Below are 15,492 nucleotides of genomic sequence, written 5' to 3'. Positions count from 1 at the left end.
TGTTTGATGTTGAAGTTGAACTTAATGCCGAATAATTTTGTCTATGCCCCCTAAAATGGGAGCTGAGGCCGAAACATTCAGTCTAATAATTGTTAGCCGCAAGTTCTCGATGGTAACTGTACCCAAAAGCTGATCTGTCAGTATCCACATCTAGATGCTGCTTAATTGACTTTAAGGTAAGCTATAGCGATCGCGTTAGCAAATGCTATCCTAGCTTTTTTCCTTCTTCTCATCAGCCCATTTTCTGTAGGTTGGCACGAGGCATAGATGCAGTGTTAGCCACCAAAAATATGGCAACTCAGATATGAAGAAGCGTTCATAGTCAAGTAAACCGTGGCAAATCTCATTTCTTAGATTAGATCCCATACGTTCAACCAACAAACCCTTCAAAGTAAAAATTATGTCCTTCTTTAAGATGGACATTAAATCGGGTGAACTTAAGACTTCATGTAGAAGAAATTCATCCTGAATAGTTTCCCTTTTAGATGCTATAGAACCATTCTGCTTCAAGATATGACGCAAAGAATTCTCTACCTGTGGAATCAGTAAGTGTGCTGCAACAACAGGATTTCCTTTTAATCCAGCTATTAAACCCTGAGCATAGAGAGGCTCGCGCCCTTTTGGAATAAATGAGTTTTCATAGAAGACAAAAGATAAATCCTCTAAAGTTACAGTGTGTTCAGAGCAAATTTGATCACAAGCAGGAACAATAAAATTTAGCCCATACCAACTTTGATAGAATTTTGCAATTTGGAACATTTTGTTCTTTAAATCATTTTCGCCATTTCCGCTAATAGCTTTTGTCTTTCCCTCACCATCAATGGAGGTTGTTGGAATTAAATGCAAGAACTTGTAGGATTGCATTTCTTCTTTCGCTTTCACTTCAAGATCTTCAACAGTATGAATCAGTCTATAGCCAAAGGCTAAACAATACAAAGTTTCACGTAGGGACTTTCCCTTGACTAATTCTCTTGCAACTTCTTGCATTTCTGGATCATAAAAATCATCTGGTTTAGCAAATGAAACACTAACCATTTGAGACATTGACTGTTTCTGATAAGCAAGCATCTCTTTGTGCAACTCTTGCATACGTTCAGAAGTATCTTGTCTTCGCCCAAATGTATCTTCGACTTTCTTAAAGACTGCGATTGCACTTTCAATTCGTCCAGCAGCCACAGCATAAGAATTAGGTTCATTATTAATCAATGCTTGTTGAGCGTACCAAACTTCTACTTCCCCAAGGTGCAGCCTTGCATTGCGTTCAGATTCTTTGTCATTAGATATTTTATACCACTCACCTTCTATTTGTCTGTAGGCTTTCTTTTGATAAAAAGATTTATGATAATCTTGAAAGTTTTCCGCGAAGATTGCTTTCCGTGCGGCAAGTTCTGCACAATTCTTTGCATAGCTAGGGAGATCGGTCTGAATAGCACTGAGGCTTTTCCTTAAGTCCTCTTGAAGTACTTTCATTACACTACCAGTTAAAAATTCATTTTCTATCGTTGCGTAACAATCTATAAGATCGTTGATATATTCAAAAACCTCAAGACGCATTTCCATAGTTTTCTTGCCATCAATTAAAGGTGCCAACTGTGCTGCTCGCTTCAGTCTTGCATAACAGTTCATCCAATCCTCCACACTCTCAAGATTTTTGGCTGATTGAAGGTAAGCCTTTACAGCTTCTCTTGCCATTTGTATCGGTCTAGACCGCTCCGGATCTTGTTTTTTGCAAATCCAAAGAATGTCAGCTATTCTTGCTTTCATTTCGGGATCGTCGGTTTTACCAACTAACTCTCTTAATATAAAAAGTTCTTTTTCCGACAATGATTCATCTATTATTTTCTCTATATAAGAGGCATTTTGTGGCTCTAGGGGTGCTATTACAATCGAATTAATATGACTCATAAATTCAAAGATATTCTGAGCTAAAGTATCGCCAGATGATTGATTTATTGCAGCTTCTACTCGGAATTCATTGCTGTAGTTCCGACATTCTTTTAAGCTTACTCGCTCTGGTATTTCTGTCCATTGGTATTTATCGAAGTCTGCTGCATCAAACAACGGTTCGGGCTTAAATGTTGACATGGTGTAAGTTGTGAGATGTTGGCCAAACTTAATGATTTGCTTGGTTTTTGCTTGTAGCATATTGTAGTATAAAGTCAAGATTTTGGTTGTTGATCGTGGCAGCATAACAACCAAAATGCACACCGACCGCTGAGAGTCTGTCTATTGGGCATTTAAGGTTATCTTTGTCTGGTAATCGCGATCGTTATCCCGCCTATGTAAAGCACAGCGAAGCCGCGCTAGAATGGGCGGAACTGTGGTCCGAGCCAATACTCTTCGACTGAGCACATCGTTGACTACGGTTTTGGGTGGCTCATCTTGATGGAGAAGTAACATGGAGAAGCCAGCAAAGAACACGATTTGCCTCTGGTACGATGGCACTGCCGAGGACGCAGCGCGGTTTTACGCCGCAACCTTTCCCGATTCGTCCGTCAATACAGTGCACCATGCACCGGGAGACTTTCCGTCAGGGAAGCAAGGGAACGTGTTGACTGTCGAGTTTACCGTGATGGGGATTCCCTGCCTTGGACTCAACGGAGGACCTATGTTCAAGCACAACGAAGCATTCTCGTTTCAGGTCGCAACTGTTGACCAAGCAGAAACCGATCTTTACTGGGACGCGATCGTCGGCAATGGCGGACAGGAGAGTGCGTGCGGCTGGTGTAAGGACAAATGGGGATTATCCTGGCAGATTACGCCGATCGCCCTGACGAAGGCGATCACCGATCCCGATCCTGCTGCCGCCAAACGTGCGTTTGAGGCGATGATGCAGATGAAAAAGATCGACATTGCTGCGATCGAGGCGGCACAGCGTGGTTAAGCTTATGCCAGATCAACCTGCACTAGAAATCGAGCTGCTACGCGCAGCGTACGCAGCCTTCAACGGACGTGACATTGATGCCGCTCTTGTCCTCATGGCTCCCGACGTGCATTGGCCGAAAGCATTCAAAGGCGGTTTTGTCCGTGGGACTGAAGAAGTCCGCGCTTACTGGACGGAGCAGTGGAGCGAGATCAATCCACACGTCGAGCCAGTTGCCTTTCACCCAGAGGATGCTGGGCAGGTCTTGGTCGAGGTGCATCAGGTTGTGCGCGATCTAGCCGGAGCCTTGCTTGCCGATGAACACGTTGGTCACCGTTTCACTATTGAGCATGGCTTGATTCAATCGATGGAAGTCTGTCCCCTGCCATCGTCCGACCTCGGTGCCTAACCATTCACTCCAGTGAACAGGCTGGCGTTCAGACCCTTGCTGCTTGTCTTTTCAGTGGCAAGTTTGAAAGTACCTCAGCCACGAGATCGCTTCGATTTCAGAATTTGCTATGATTTTACTCTTTGTAAGCCTATGAAGACACCCGATCAATGTGAGAGTATGGTGGATATCCGAGCCGAAATCGATCGGTTAGACCATCAAGTTGTCCTCATGCCAAATGTGCAGTTTGCGACCAGCAGCACCTCTTCATTTCCAGTGCAAACCTGACTGAGTATGCAATGTCTCTCAATATCGAGATGGGTATTCTAATTCAGAATTGCAGGCTTGCAAGACAGGTTGTGCAACAAATGGAGCAGCTCATTTTCTATGGAGATTTAACGTTTTGGGAAAGCGACTCTTCGTAACCAGGTTGGCACATCCGCTCCGAAGGAAACTTGCAAAACACTTTATTCTTCATCAAGGGTGGCAGGGTCAGCAAATAGGGAAAGCTGTTCTATCTCCTGAGAAGCTAGAGACTGCTCAACTTCGGCAGCGATCGCCTCCATTTCTTCCTCCAGGTCTGCAATCGTCGGTAAACTCATCTGTAACTCTTCTGGTAATGGTGTGCCCATGTGGTAGGTGGAGATGCCGATTGGTTTATGAACGTCTCGCAAGGCATACTCAGCAACTGTTTTACTCTTGGTCCGGCAGAGGATAATCCCGATCGTCGGTTTATCGTCAGTACCTCGCAACAAGTCATCCACCACTGAAACGTAAAAGTTCATCTTCCCGGAAAATTCTGGCTCAAATTCGACGACCTTTAGATCAATTGCGACGAAACAATGCAGGCGGAAATGATAAAAGAGCAGATCGATTCTGTATTCTTTCCCGTCTACAACCAAGGGATATTGACTGCCAACAAAGGAAAACCCCACCCCTAACTCCAGCAAGAACTCCCGAATGTGCTGAATGAGAGCTGTTTCTAGCTCTCGCTCTAGAGCTTGCTTACCTAAACTCAAGAAGTCGAACGAGTACGGATTTTTAATGACCTGCTGTGCTAGTTCGGATTGGGGATCAGGGAGGACTCGGCTAAAATTGGTAATCGCGCTGCCCTGACGACGGTAAAGCTGACTATCCATTTGGTGAATCAAGACATTGCGGCTCCAGCCATACTGAATGGTTTGCTGGATGTACCAAATTCGTTCTTTCGGGGTCTTTACTGCGTCCAAAATCCGGACATTGTGCCCCCAGGGAATTAGTGCAACAACCTGTTGCACAATTTCTATATCTGGGTAAGCCTCTGCGAATGCTCTCATGTAAAGCAAGTTACGGGCAGAAAACCCTTTAATATCTGGGAATGCTTTACGCAGGTCAGTTGCTAGTCGATTAATGACTTTGGCTCCCCATCCCTGCTGCTGCTGTCGCTGCAAAATTTCCTGCCCAATCTGCCAATAAAGGAGAATGAGTTCCTGGTTTACTGCCAGAGCTGCCCTGACCTGAGCGTTGCGAATTCGCTCTTTTAGCTCACCGAGAAACTCTTCATAGCCTAGCTTTGACAGATCGCTCCCCATTGCCTTTCCACTCCCAGCTTATTGATTGTATAGGAGAGGCATTTCAGACGGTAGGCTTGTCCAAGTGTTTTTGGGCAGTTTGTCGGGCTGGCTGTTTTGACTGAGATCGCTCATAGTACCATACTCAAATCTTTCAGCAATAATTAAGAATGAGGCGTCCGAGAGTCAATGATGATTTAAGCATTACACTGATCAGGATTTGTTTGATGAGTTGATCCCTATAAGCAAAGTGCCTAGAAACTTTGAAGAGTTTCTGGTTGTTACTGGTAGCAATACCCATTACCCATTAAAACAAGCAAGTATATTGAATTGTCCCTATCACTCGTGGAGCCTGAGTAGTTTAGAAGGGTATGCAACTGATGCATCACCCATAACACGTTCTAGAGTCAATGTTCCCAGAACTATCTTTGTAACAGAACTAGAGCATCATTGCTCTCATCGGGATATTATTCAAGCTAAATCTAGTCGAATTACACCTGAAAATCGAGAACGATGCGGTTTCCGTAGTGGTAAAGATCAAGAAGCATTTTGTGAAATTTGGAGATTTGAACAGCGTTTGTGTTGCAGAACCTGTGTTTTTGAAAAGGTTTGTACAAAAGCGGAGGTATTTCAAGGATTACCTTGCAAAGATGCTTCTATTTTGAGCTAATAAACGACCCATTGTCATTCTCTAACCTAATTTCTCAATAATTCAAATCGCATGATCTCTTCAGTAGGCGACCAATCCTGCTCTACGTGCAGTGTGTAATGAGTCCCATTTATTGTCGTTGCCGCCATCACTAACCCTTTTGCTTTCGCCTGATCAAACCATTCACTAAAGCCAGCAGGTACGATCGCTTGAGGAACCGCTAAATTCCAGCCTTCTATGATCGCCTGATAAAGATACCCAACTGGATTTTTGATCGGGCGTTTCTGCTGTTGGTGATTCAGATAATCAATTGCAGCTTGCACTCGATCAGGAAATTGCGCGATCGCCCTTTTGAGGGCAGTCGGTAAAGGGGAACCTGCCGGATGCGCGTAGGTTTGCCGCCCGGAGGGTATCGCTTGAGCTACTGCATCTATAAGTTCTGGGAACTCTGCATCTTGAATTGTAAAATCGTTCCCAGAACTAGCTGGAGAAAGGCTATCTTCTCCGAGGGTTTCCGCTTCTACTCCAGAAGCTTGATTGCAACTTTGTGCTTTCAGGGAATCCACATCTTCAAGATTTTCATTCATGTCTAAAACAACATCCGTTTGTTGTTTTGAAAGAAAAGTGTTTGAAGAAGTATCTGTATAACGTGAGTTCGGGATAAGGAGGGGCGGAATAGATAGAGTTGAAAGTACCTAATTCTCAACTTATCTAACCACCCCATGCTTAGTCTAGAATCCTTGTTTTGTCATGTCGATGACTTTTGCCAGTGGTTTGAACCCCAGTGGCAGCAGCAACTGTTAGGGGACGGCTTACAGATGAGGCAGCGGTCGCGTCGCCTGTGCTTAAGCGAAATGATGACAATTTTGATTGCCTTCCATCAGTCGGCATACCGCAATATCAAGTGGTTTTATACTCAGTTGGTTGGTCGCTATCGGCGTAAAGCCTTTCCAGGCTGGGTCAGCTACAATCGCTTTGTAGAATGGATGCCCTCGACTCTCATCCCTTTGTGTGACTATTTGCGTCAGTGCTTTGGCAAGTGTACGAGGCTTAGTTTCATCGATGCGACCAGTATCAAGGTCTGTCACAACCGTCGGATTGCCTCTCACAAAGTATTCAACCCCTTAGCTGCCCGATGCAAAACCTCCGTAGACTGGTTTTTTGGCTTCAAGCTGCTCTGGTCACTAACGAGCAAGGAGAACTCCTCAACGTCCAGTTGACACCCGGTAATACGGATGACCGCAAGCCCGTGCCTCACCTTCTCCAACGGCTCTTCGGGAAGGTGTTTGGCGACCGGGGCTACGTCTGCCAAACACTAGCCCTCCAGCTATGGCAAAATTCTGGCATTCAATTGATCACCAAGCTCAAGCGGAACATGAAGAACCGCCTGGTGGTTTTGAGTGATAAGCTGCTGCTGCGCCGACGAGCGGTGACGCGAATCGGGGATTGACCCGCTCAAGCACATTTCTCAGATTGAGCATTCGCGTCACCGCTCGCCCATCAACTGCTTAGTCAACTTAGTCTGCGGGTTGATCACCTACTGCCACCAACCCAAGAAGCCCTCTCTGCTCATTGATACTGCTTTGCCTGCTTTTGCTTAAGCCGAACTGACGTTAATCTAATTCCAGATCTGCCAAATCTCAGTGCAGGCGAACGCGAAGCCCTCAGTTTGGCGATCGCCATTCCCGATTCCCTGGTGATCCTGGATGATGCACTGGCAAGAAGCTATGCCCAGCAACTGAACCTTTCGATTACAGGGACATTGGGAATTCTGTTGAAAGACAAGCAATCAGGCCATGTGGAGGCGATCGCCCCGCTCCTTGACAACTGAATGCCCTGAATTTCGTCTGGCTCCAGTGAGCCGTGCTGCGGTACTAAAATTGGCAAATGAATGAGTGTGAAACAGGACGAACGTAGAATTGAGCACTAAACGCTACCCAAACTCATAGCCCTGATTGACCCAGTAATGCCAGTCGGCAATGGCTTGTTGCGTCTCTTCGTCTGCCTCGGTTGCCTCAAGCTGGATCAATGGCACTGCAAGAGTATCACCCTCCCATTCAATCTCCACAAACATCTCCTGCTCGCATTCATCCTCCGGTGCCATGCCCACCACCTCCACAGTTGCCCCTTCTTTCAAAGAAGAAATACGTCGCTTACTGACACAGACTGCTGTCAAGGGAAACTGCATTGTATCCTGCAAGTAGTAGTACCAGCCCATTGCCTGATCTTCCTGACCATAGGCATCTACCACAATTTCCATTGTGATGCGCTCTTCACGCTCCTCATCCCGGCTTACTTTTGCCATAACAGCACGCCTTCTTACTACAAAGTGCTACACCTGGATTAATCGTTAACGCCCTTTCCTCAAGTCAGCATAAATGTAAGTTTCAACCCCCAACATGATGAGAAGCAAAAGCTCCACCCAGGAGAGAATCGTTACTCCAATAGGTGGGTTAGGAACCAGAAACCAGAACGCCCCCAGAGCAATCAACCCCGAAGCAACAAACGTAATTTCGTCCACAATCAGCTGCTGAATCTTGCGGCGCTTGCGGTGTTTGTCGTCCCGGTGGGCAATCTCCCAGCCGAAAAGTGTTTCCAGGTCGTCGTAGCCCGTATGCTCTTTCACCTTATCAACCAGCTTGTAGCGAATGTACCTGCCGATCGCCGAAATCTTCTCATCGTTGACCACGTAAGTCCAACCCAGGATCAGGCATACCCAGGGAACCACCAGTAGGGCGTAGTAGTTGCTTGCATTAGAAACCGCAAACGAGATGATTGTGGCAAACAAGCCCAGCGTCACGTAGAGCAGGTTGTCCCGGAAGCCAATGCGTTGAGCCTGCTCAGACTTCAGCTTGTCATATTCCTTAAAGAAAATTTCAAGAATCTGATCCTTGTCGCTCATGGTAGCCCCCCAATTCCTCAAACGCTGTCTCTATTTTGGCTGATGGGGAGCGATCCCTCATCAAACCAAAGAAATCCTCTAAACTATGGGCAATTCGAGATTGAACAGCCAGAATAGGGAGTATTCAGGTTACTCGAAGGATTAGCCTATGCCTTGCGCAGTGATACTAACTGCTTTGCCCGTTGAATATTCGGCTGTCCGTACTCATCTCATAGATCTCCGGGAGGAAACACATCCTCAAGGGACGATTTACGAGCGCGGGCGATTTTTAGGGAACGGCCAAGAATGGGAAGTTGGGATTGCCGAAGTGGGAGCCGGGAACGCAGGGGCAGCTGTCGAAGCAGAACGAGCGATCGCCCATTTCAAACCGGACATCCTTTTCTTTGTGGGCATTGCTGGAGGCATCAAAGACGTTGAGATCGGCGATGTTGTAGCAGCAACAAAAGTTTACGGTTACGAGTCTGGCAAAGTCGGAGAGCAGTTTTTCACTCCCCCTACGTTAGCAGGGCTGATTCATTGGCAGAAGGAAAATAGGCGAGGGATATCATGAGCAACCTGTCGAATCGCCTGAGTCAAAGAGTCAAACCCATGCTGCCGGAAGAGATTAAGGGCAAAGGTTCGCACAATTGCCATATTAATCAAAGCGTGACCCTCACACAGTGGAGTCGTATCTTCTTGAAAGACCACATCTTTACACCAGTGGAGGCGATTCTCAATGTGCCAATGCTGCCGGATACGACGGGCAAACTCGGCGGCATCGGTTGCCAGCGAACTGATATAAAACACCGTCTGTGAAACGGGTATGCCTGCTCTTAGTCCGGTGCGTTCGACCCGAATCACTCGTTTAAGAGCGACCCAACTTGGGTCAATGGTGGCACTTGGCTCCAATACACACACACGGCGTTGGGTTGAGCGATTGCGCGTCCGCTCTGAGTCCACGTGACAACTGAGGGGAGACGAGTGTTCAAACTGCTGCTGGATTTGGGCTAATAATTTGGGTTGATTCCCTTTGATGGCAATTAAGTAGTGGTTCTGACTGGCTATAATTTGCTGAACTGTTTTTTTTTTGGCGTGCAGGGCATCAAAACTAAAACACACCCCTTGCAACTGAAGGTGCTCCAACAAGGTTTGTACCGTTACAATTTCACTACTCGTTTTGTTGTGCATGGATTGCACCCCAACGACCAGTCCCAGTCGAGTGCTGACCACCGACACCACACTGACAAAATCTTGATACGCCTGGTCGTAATCTCTCAGACTGACTCGGATGCTCTTGCCGTCAACGGCACAAGCGGCTTGCTCTTCCAGCTCAACCGTTTCCTGTGCCCATTGATTGAAAACCTCGGTTAACGCCTCAAAGTCCACTCGCACCAAAGCGCGGCGAATCGTCGAGTAGCAGGGTAACCGCTCATAGGGCACTTCGAGTACCCCTAACAATTGGGTTTGATGGCGCTCCACAAAGCACGCGATCGCTCGATACCCCACACACCCGCTCATCGTTGCCATCAGTACCAGCAACAAAATCACCCACAATGGATACTGGGGTTGGGTTCGATAGTCTCGTACTTGTTTGAGAGCATCAATCAGGCTCATGGCTAGCTAGGGGTGAAAGAGCATCACCCATTATCATTTTTCTACCACTGATGAACTAGCCCTGCCCTACGTTAGGACAATCAGCCCGCTGCATTAATGCAGCGGGCTAGAGCAGAGGCAAGAAAAGGCGAGTGGTTAAGGCGGCTACCTAGCAGTCCAGCTTCTCAGCCCCGTGTGTTTGTCGCTTCTATTGCTGCCGGGGAGAAGGTTATTGCCTCGAAAGAATCAGATGTTTTCAACTTTGTTAGAGCAAGCTATAACGATGCGATCGCTGTTGAGATGGAAGGGTTTGGCTTTCTGAGTGCAGCCTTTGCCTATCCTGGAATTAGGGCGATCGTGATTCGCGGAATCTCTGACTTGATTGAGGGAAAAACTTCGATTTCCAAATATTGTGTCAGGAATCAGAACAGACTCGACAGGAAAAGGCGTTCTCTTCACGCTAGTACATTGGGAAGCCTTACGGAGCAACTCCAGTCCATAGGAGTTGAGTTCAACTTACTCCATTCTGAATCGAGCGATTAAGTTAGTAATATTTTGGGACAGAAATTTCACGGGCGCACCACACATTCCTCTCCAACACACGCAGATACTATGTCAATTGCCCAGTCGTAGACTGGTCGATGATGATTCCAGACCACGACAGGTGGGTGAATATTTTCAGAGATCTGTTGCCCTAAATGAAACCCTAAGCCATTGGGTCCTGCATAGAATAGATGAATCCGTTGCCCTAGAGGAAGGTTATGAGCAATCAGATCTAAGACTCGGCGAAACTCTCGTCCATACTCCCGCACCTGCCGTTCACTCCGGACAATACCCCATTCTGGATTGGAAATAGTCATATCAATTTCAATCGCTTCTGGTAAATTCGCAGTGGCTGTCCGGGAAGACAAAACAGGATAGGTGACCGAAACACGTAGAATGACATCTTTAGCTTGCCAAGAATGGCGATTGGGAACGCCATAAACTTCCATTTTTGGAAAACTTTCTCCCTCATCAGGCCATGCCCAACTTCGCGAATCATTGCCAAACAAATCAAACAACTGCACTGGCACCCGATTACTCACTAAATGTCCGATTAACACCTGAAATGGGATATGAACCAGACCTTGAAAAACTAGGTCTACTTCGCTTGAGCGAGCAATTGCTGCTAATAGGTCACCCTGAGGGTTGGTTAATTGTCGAGCCGCCTCCTCCGGGTTTGTAAATATCCCTTTTTCAACAAAACCTGTGAAATCAAACAACACTGTCTCTCGGTTTCGTTGCTTTAACATCTCATCAAATCCAGTCAAAATTTCATCTGGAGCAATTGCCCTCAAGGATTGAGCACACAAAATCAGTAGTGGCTTATGGGAGGAGATAGATTTTGGCTTTGCTGAAGTTAAAGGTGGTATTGGGCGATCGCGCAGCCATCCAATTGTAAAAGCAGCAGCCACGTTAGCTGCATATTCGTGCCAATCGTCGTTCTTCTCAGCATCAGCAAAATCACAAATTCCCCGAATTTCAAGAAAGCGAGGTGGGCTGGTATGGCTTTTAGCAGCACGTGCAACTCCTGCTCCCTCCATTGCAACGGCTACTAGTTTGGGACAAATTTGCAATAGCTTTGGGATCATAGCTACATCTGCAATTACCTTTTCTCCACTAGCAATTGGATCGAAATGCACATTGGGTAAACTCTCCTCCATTTGTATTCCTGGACGTGCAACTCCTATTGTCCCTCTCCATTCAGTCGCCTCATAAACATATGCCCGCCCCAACAAGAGGCGATCAGATGGGAATTGTTCCGGTCGCATTCGCTCACCATTCAGCGTGAGTTTTGCCAGTTCATAATAAAAGCAATATTTAGCAACAACAACATCTCCTAATTGCACTTTGTCGCGGATTCCACCTGCGATTCCTACCATTAAAACATTGGCAGGCTCCCAACGTTGAAGCAACCGTGTTGTTGCAACAGCCGCTTCATCATTGCCCATATCCAGTAAAAGGCAGACAACAACGGTATAGCGATCGGTTGAACCAGGAATACTAATATGCCCAAGATAAAAAGGCAGTGGTTCATTCTCATCCCTGATCAACTGGTAACCATCATCCAAACGATTTAGCACCGCATCTCGCTCAACTTTCAGAGCGGTAATAATTCCAAAGTCCATAGTGGGTTTTATCATGGTCATTGGTAGTGCATGTTTTGAGAGAATCGGTCGGATGATGAAAACTCAGTTGTGACTGTGTTCTGATGAGCAGTTGGCACAGTTCACTTCGCCAATTAATGTATAGTCCAGACTTTTTCGATGGCCTTCCCAAACTCTGATGAATTTAGTACCAACAATGATGAAAAACAGTGTGTCGCCACTGAACCTATCTTCTTGAAGATGCTGGTTCCAATTGGTTTGATCGATCACTGAAGGAGTTGGAGTCTCCTCTGGATGAGTATGCCACTCACCCAGATAATGAGTGGTTCCCTCTGATTCCTGCCATGCCTGGTCAATTGCTTGTTGATGACGATCTCGAGCGCGGAAAAAACTACAGCGTCCTCGGCGATCGCCACGCATAGGAATCGTACCATCATCAATCACCACATTCAGGCAATCTCGAATATATCGCCCCATCAGTACACCCCCTGCTTCACGCTTCCAGCAGCTATCTTGTCGAAATTTCAACATTCGCGACATTGCAAGAAGACTAATTTCCAGTTTGCCACCATCAGATTTTGGAAAAATAGGGATCCTCATAACCAGTTGGCTACACACACAGGGCAGGCAGGATTGATATAACCATACTGATTCTCGCGCAATTGGTCCTCTGTTTGCTGGTAGCGAGGAGAAAGCCGAAACCCCGCAGATGTAAAGGTTTCAAATCTACCTTTCCAGGAAACCAGAGGGCTTTGCTGCTCATGTTTCAATAGTCCATCTAACGCTAATCTGACTGTCTGCTCCGCCGTTTTCTGAGCGTCTAGTCCCCCAAATGGGGTGTAAAAACTGCCGCAGCCCAGATCGTCCTTGGCAAAGGACTGTCCATAAGCGGCAAAGGCGGAGCGATTATATAGCGGAGTATCGGGGTCAGAAGCGTCTGTGAAAAGGCATTGTAGACATCCTGATTGTCCAGGACGGGTAAGCAATGTATGACCACCAATACCATACGGTTCAATCCATGCAAAAACTATGATTGGCTGCTGGCATTCTTTATGCAAAAGCTGATTTAAGTAAAGTTCAATTGTTGGATCACCGATCGCCACAACTACCAGATCGTAGTTGCACAGATTTATACCTCCCTGAAGAATTGCTTTCTCAATAGAGGTTTGATGTGATGCAATTGATAAATAGGGATACTTGCGCTCTAATTCATTTTGCAATGCAATGACCTTAGGCTTTCCTTCCGCACTCATCCCCAAGACATGCCGAAAAATGTTCTCTCGTGTAAGCGTATCGGGATCAATCAAAGTCAGGTGACGAATCCCTGCTTGAACCAGCCCAAATGCAATATATCCCCCGACAGAACCACAGCCAATGAGAATTACTTTGAAGTTTTCCAAGTCTGGTTGTCCACCTCCACGAGGTAGTAAATAACTGGTATCGTAGCGCTGAATTACGATCGGTTGAGGTGCATCCAGTACTTTATCTGCCTTGATAGGTTTTTCTTTATGAGCGGCGAAATTGAGTCCTGCCAGTGTCTTTCCACCACTAGGACGTGGTAATCCTAAAATCATAAATTCCTTGAGTCTCCGCTTCTGCACCAACCTGGCAAATCGCTGGCGATTTTCCCAGGATAAATTCTCCTGAATCAGTTCGTAGATTAGGCCAGAAGTCCAAATTTCCTTAGGATTGGGCGGGGCGACAAAGACTCCTTCGTTCAGAGGGATGTACAGGGCACCCCGTCGATTCAGCGCGTTCAGCCCTTGCTTCTTACCATTGAAGTAGGATTGGATCGTTTCGCTTGAATCTGCCACGAATTGATCACCATTACTGTCACTGTAAACAAAGACTTTACGAAGTACGTCATCAACCGAGAAAAATCCCGGTAACCTTTCCGTGCCGAGCCGTTCCCAGTAGAGCGGTAACTCGTCCATGAAATCCAAATGGTTATCGCCACTGACTCCTGATTGTACTATTGCGATCGCCCGGTCTAACGCATCGTGCAAAATCCCTACAGGGTCAGCAGCATTCAGCAATAATCCCTCAGTCTGGGTGTAACAAATATATCCATCTCCATCAAGATGGGGAATTACCCCAAATGCATTGGGCGGGCGTAGAAAGATAATTGGCAGAGATCGAGGAAAGTTCTCCCGCACACCAACACAAAGTTGAACTGTTGTGTCCGCGATAGTGACATTTCCGGCGATCGCGGCTACGATACCCCAGTTTTGGAGAAATAAATGCTCGACAGGAGAAAGAAGACATACCTCGTGCAAATAGTGGTTTTGAGCGAGGCTTGCCAAGATGAAGTTGATTTGAGCAATTGGCAGCATTTAGGCTGAGGAACTGGAAGAAACAATGGCAGGAGGGCGCTTTTGACCAGTAGAAGGGCGATCCGGTACCGGAAAATCCTCTCCAAATTGTTCATCATGAAGCAGCTTGCATGCTTCGATTGGATCTGCTTTTTCCTGTGCTTCGTGAATTGAAGCTAAGAGAGCAACCAGTTTCTCTTTGAAAGTTGTCATTTGGCTATCGGTCATTTTTTCGAAGAGATCGCAGTACGGCGCAACAGGAAGTTTAACTTCAAGTCGCTCATACCAGCTACCATCAGCATATTTTGACTGAAAGCGTGAAATCATTGCCTGAACAAAGCAGCCGAGAGCATCAAGATCATCGTACTTTCTCTGAGAATTGAAGGGATCAATGCTTCTCTTCGGTATGAACCAATGATATGCCGCTACAGTAATCCCGATTCCAATTGGTGCAGCATTACCACCACTGGAAAATTTCAGATCCTTCCAGCGTTTGAGATACCGAATAATACGGCGAAACTGCTTTTCATCCTCACTATCCTGGAAATGATTTTTGATTAGATCCATTAAGCCTTGTGGATCAGCTTCTTGCCAGATTCGATGCTCTGATGAGGAATTTTGCTTACCTTTAGCAAGATACATCTTGCCATCAGGATTACATTGACTGTCAGAGTAAATAGCTAAGTCAACATGGTAGATAGGTTCTCCGTCCCGTTGATAGAAGACAGTTACGCATGGACGACGAATCTCCACCCAGGAAGTCAAATTCTTGAGTGCTTCAAGCACCCACTCTTTGACTTTGACAGGGTCAAGGTAGTCTGCTTTTGCGATCTTAAAGCAGATGCCCACATCAATGTCATAGTTGCCTTTAAGGGGTTTGACTCCCGTCCCCATTGCGTAGCTACCCTGACCAAACCACTCATAGCTGGGCGGCTGAAGATTTTTATTGGCGAAAATTTTCTTCAAGCCAGCATCTAATCGATCCAGAATAATTTGCCGCTTTTCAAGTAATATTGCGTTCTCCTCAAATCGCTTGAGTTTAATCGCTTCGTGAAACTGCATCATTTGAGTTTGTATATTTGCCATAATTCCTGGAGCCAAAAAACTGT

The 15,492-nt window shown here is 46.3% G+C and carries 17 protein-coding genes and 1 pseudogene; 8 read left to right on the top strand and 10 right to left on the bottom strand.

Annotated features, from left to right (window positions below; translation table 11 throughout):
• Positions 1-210: 210 nt before the first annotated feature.
• Positions 211-2,190, bottom strand: coding sequence for a DUF4209 domain-containing protein (locus AC1S5B_RS18525; RefSeq protein ID WP_482037178.1), 1,980 nt, complete (start codon positions 2,188-2,190; stop codon positions 211-213).
• A gap of 208 nt (positions 2,191-2,398) precedes the next feature.
• Here AC1S5B_RS18525 and AC1S5B_RS18520 point away from each other — a divergent pair, with 208 nt between their 5' ends.
• The 4 genes from AC1S5B_RS18520 (at position 2,399) to AC1S5B_RS18505 (ending at position 3,676) form a co-directional block, all read left to right on the top strand.
• Positions 2,399-2,884 (top strand): VOC family protein, encoded by a 486-nt coding sequence (locus tag AC1S5B_RS18520; protein WP_482037177.1) that lies wholly within the window; start codon positions 2,399-2,401, stop codon positions 2,882-2,884.
• 4 nt (positions 2,885-2,888) lie between these two features.
• A complete protein-coding gene (locus tag AC1S5B_RS18515; RefSeq protein ID WP_482037176.1) occupies positions 2,889-3,272 on the top strand; it encodes a nuclear transport factor 2 family protein in 384 nt (127 codons plus the stop codon).
• A gap of 132 nt (positions 3,273-3,404) precedes the next feature.
• A complete protein-coding gene (locus AC1S5B_RS18510; RefSeq protein WP_482037175.1) occupies positions 3,405-3,539 on the top strand; it encodes a hypothetical protein in 135 nt (44 codons plus the stop codon).
• Positions 3,521-3,676 carry a hypothetical protein gene (locus tag AC1S5B_RS18505; protein ID WP_482037371.1) on the top strand — a complete coding sequence of 52 codons (156 nt, stop codon included), beginning with the start codon at positions 3,521-3,523 and terminating at the stop codon, positions 3,674-3,676. Before AC1S5B_RS18510 ends, AC1S5B_RS18505 begins: the two co-directional genes overlap by 19 nt.
• A gap of 42 nt (positions 3,677-3,718) precedes the next feature.
• Here the strand turns inward: AC1S5B_RS18505 and AC1S5B_RS18500 are convergent, their stop codons facing one another.
• Together AC1S5B_RS18500 and AC1S5B_RS18495 are read right to left on the bottom strand one after the other, a co-directional pair.
• Positions 3,719-4,822 (bottom strand): PDDEXK nuclease domain-containing protein, encoded by a 1,104-nt coding sequence (locus tag AC1S5B_RS18500; protein WP_482037174.1) that lies wholly within the window; start codon positions 4,820-4,822, stop codon positions 3,719-3,721.
• 675 nt (positions 4,823-5,497) lie between these two features.
• The gene (locus AC1S5B_RS18495) at positions 5,498-6,037 is read right to left on the bottom strand and encodes a hypothetical protein (protein WP_482037173.1); all 540 of its coding nucleotides are present in this window, start codon (positions 6,035-6,037) and stop codon (positions 5,498-5,500) included.
• Between the two features lie 135 nt (positions 6,038-6,172).
• Between AC1S5B_RS18495 and AC1S5B_RS18490 the strand changes: the two are divergent.
• Together AC1S5B_RS18490 and AC1S5B_RS18485 are read left to right on the top strand one after the other, a co-directional pair.
• A pseudogene (locus AC1S5B_RS18490) lies at positions 6,173-7,051 on the top strand (IS982 family transposase).
• A 20-nt stretch (positions 7,052-7,071) separates the two neighbouring features.
• Complete coding sequence (locus tag AC1S5B_RS18485) at positions 7,072-7,281, top strand: PIN domain-containing protein (RefSeq protein WP_482037370.1); 210 nt, start codon at positions 7,072-7,074, stop codon at positions 7,279-7,281.
• A gap of 102 nt (positions 7,282-7,383) precedes the next feature.
• Here the strand turns inward: AC1S5B_RS18485 and AC1S5B_RS18480 are convergent, their stop codons facing one another.
• The gene (locus tag AC1S5B_RS18480) at positions 7,384-7,755 is read right to left on the bottom strand and encodes a calcium-binding protein (protein ID WP_482037172.1); all 372 of its coding nucleotides are present in this window, start codon (positions 7,753-7,755) and stop codon (positions 7,384-7,386) included.
• A 45-nt stretch (positions 7,756-7,800) separates the two neighbouring features.
• Positions 7,801-8,352 carry a hypothetical protein gene (locus tag AC1S5B_RS18475; RefSeq protein ID WP_482037171.1) on the bottom strand — a complete coding sequence of 184 codons (552 nt, stop codon included), beginning with the start codon at positions 8,350-8,352 and terminating at the stop codon, positions 7,801-7,803.
• A gap of 148 nt (positions 8,353-8,500) precedes the next feature.
• Between AC1S5B_RS18475 and AC1S5B_RS18470 the strand changes: the two genes are divergently transcribed.
• Positions 8,501-8,902, top strand: a complete 402-nt coding sequence (locus AC1S5B_RS18470; protein WP_482037170.1) for a phosphorylase family protein — start codon at positions 8,501-8,503, stop codon at positions 8,900-8,902.
• Here the strand turns inward: AC1S5B_RS18470 and AC1S5B_RS18465 are convergent.
• On the bottom strand, positions 8,866-9,945 hold the full coding sequence (locus tag AC1S5B_RS18465) for an ISAs1 family transposase (RefSeq protein ID WP_482033858.1): 1,080 nt from the start codon (positions 9,943-9,945) through the stop codon (positions 8,866-8,868). The genes AC1S5B_RS18470 and AC1S5B_RS18465 overlap by 37 nt on opposite strands.
• A gap of 96 nt (positions 9,946-10,041) precedes the next feature.
• On the opposite strand from AC1S5B_RS18465, the gene AC1S5B_RS18460 reads away from it, so the two are divergent.
• Complete coding sequence (locus tag AC1S5B_RS18460) at positions 10,042-10,467, top strand: phosphorylase family protein (RefSeq protein ID WP_482037169.1); 426 nt, start codon at positions 10,042-10,044, stop codon at positions 10,465-10,467.
• A 26-nt stretch (positions 10,468-10,493) separates the two neighbouring features.
• On the opposite strand, the gene AC1S5B_RS18455 is transcribed toward AC1S5B_RS18460, so the two are convergent.
• The 4 genes from AC1S5B_RS18455 to AC1S5B_RS18440 all read right to left on the bottom strand — a co-directional run bounded on the left by AC1S5B_RS18455 (position 10,494) and on the right by AC1S5B_RS18440 (position 15,469).
• Entirely contained in the window at positions 10,494-12,113 is a 1,620-nt protein-coding gene (locus tag AC1S5B_RS18455) for an SAVED domain-containing protein (protein ID WP_482037168.1), read from the bottom strand.
• Positions 12,114-12,155: 42 nt separating this feature from the next.
• Positions 12,156-12,602, bottom strand: a complete 447-nt coding sequence (locus AC1S5B_RS18450; RefSeq protein ID WP_482037167.1) for a Mov34/MPN/PAD-1 family protein — start codon at positions 12,600-12,602, stop codon at positions 12,156-12,158.
• 65 nt (positions 12,603-12,667) lie between these two features.
• Positions 12,668-14,404 (bottom strand): ThiF family adenylyltransferase, encoded by a 1,737-nt coding sequence (locus AC1S5B_RS18445; RefSeq protein ID WP_482037166.1) that lies wholly within the window; start codon positions 14,402-14,404, stop codon positions 12,668-12,670.
• Positions 14,405-15,469 carry a nucleotidyltransferase domain-containing protein gene (locus AC1S5B_RS18440; RefSeq protein WP_482037165.1) on the bottom strand — a complete coding sequence of 355 codons (1,065 nt, stop codon included), beginning with the start codon at positions 15,467-15,469 and terminating at the stop codon, positions 14,405-14,407.
• Positions 15,470-15,492: the final 23 nt, after the last annotated feature.

The organism is Leptolyngbya sp. CALU 1928 (assembly GCF_056784215.1).
The sequence above is the reverse complement of the archived record's forward strand: the minus strand, read 5'-3'. Positions and strand labels throughout refer to the sequence as shown.

Coding starts and splice junctions, on each gene's coding strand:
- AC1S5B_RS18525 (WP_482037178.1), bottom strand. CDS start 2,190: ATGCTGCCACGATCAACAACCAAAATCTTGACTTTATACTACAATATG.
- AC1S5B_RS18520 (WP_482037177.1), top strand. CDS start 2,399: ATGGAGAAGCCAGCAAAGAACACGATTTGCCTCTGGTACGATGGCACT.
- AC1S5B_RS18515 (WP_482037176.1), top strand. CDS start 2,889: ATGCCAGATCAACCTGCACTAGAAATCGAGCTGCTACGCGCAGCGTAC.
- AC1S5B_RS18510 (WP_482037175.1), top strand. CDS start 3,405: ATGAAGACACCCGATCAATGTGAGAGTATGGTGGATATCCGAGCCGAA.
- AC1S5B_RS18500 (WP_482037174.1), bottom strand. CDS start 4,822: ATGGGGAGCGATCTGTCAAAGCTAGGCTATGAAGAGTTTCTCGGTGAG.
- AC1S5B_RS18495 (WP_482037173.1), bottom strand. CDS start 6,037: ATGAATGAAAATCTTGAAGATGTGGATTCCCTGAAAGCACAAAGTTGC.
- AC1S5B_RS18480 (WP_482037172.1), bottom strand. CDS start 7,755: ATGGCAAAAGTAAGCCGGGATGAGGAGCGTGAAGAGCGCATCACAATG.
- AC1S5B_RS18475 (WP_482037171.1), bottom strand. CDS start 8,352: ATGAGCGACAAGGATCAGATTCTTGAAATTTTCTTTAAGGAATATGAC.
- AC1S5B_RS18470 (WP_482037170.1), top strand. CDS start 8,501: ATGCCTTGCGCAGTGATACTAACTGCTTTGCCCGTTGAATATTCGGCT.
- AC1S5B_RS18465 (WP_482033858.1), bottom strand. CDS start 9,945: ATGAGCCTGATTGATGCTCTCAAACAAGTACGAGACTATCGAACCCAA.
- AC1S5B_RS18460 (WP_482037169.1), top strand. CDS start 10,042: ATGCAGCGGGCTAGAGCAGAGGCAAGAAAAGGCGAGTGGTTAAGGCGG.
- AC1S5B_RS18455 (WP_482037168.1), bottom strand. CDS start 12,113: ATGACCATGATAAAACCCACTATGGACTTTGGAATTATTACCGCTCTG.
- AC1S5B_RS18450 (WP_482037167.1), bottom strand. CDS start 12,602: ATGTTGAAATTTCGACAAGATAGCTGCTGGAAGCGTGAAGCAGGGGGT.
- AC1S5B_RS18445 (WP_482037166.1), bottom strand. CDS start 14,404: ATGCTGCCAATTGCTCAAATCAACTTCATCTTGGCAAGCCTCGCTCAA.
- AC1S5B_RS18440 (WP_482037165.1), bottom strand. CDS start 15,469: ATGGCAAATATACAAACTCAAATGATGCAGTTTCACGAAGCGATTAAA.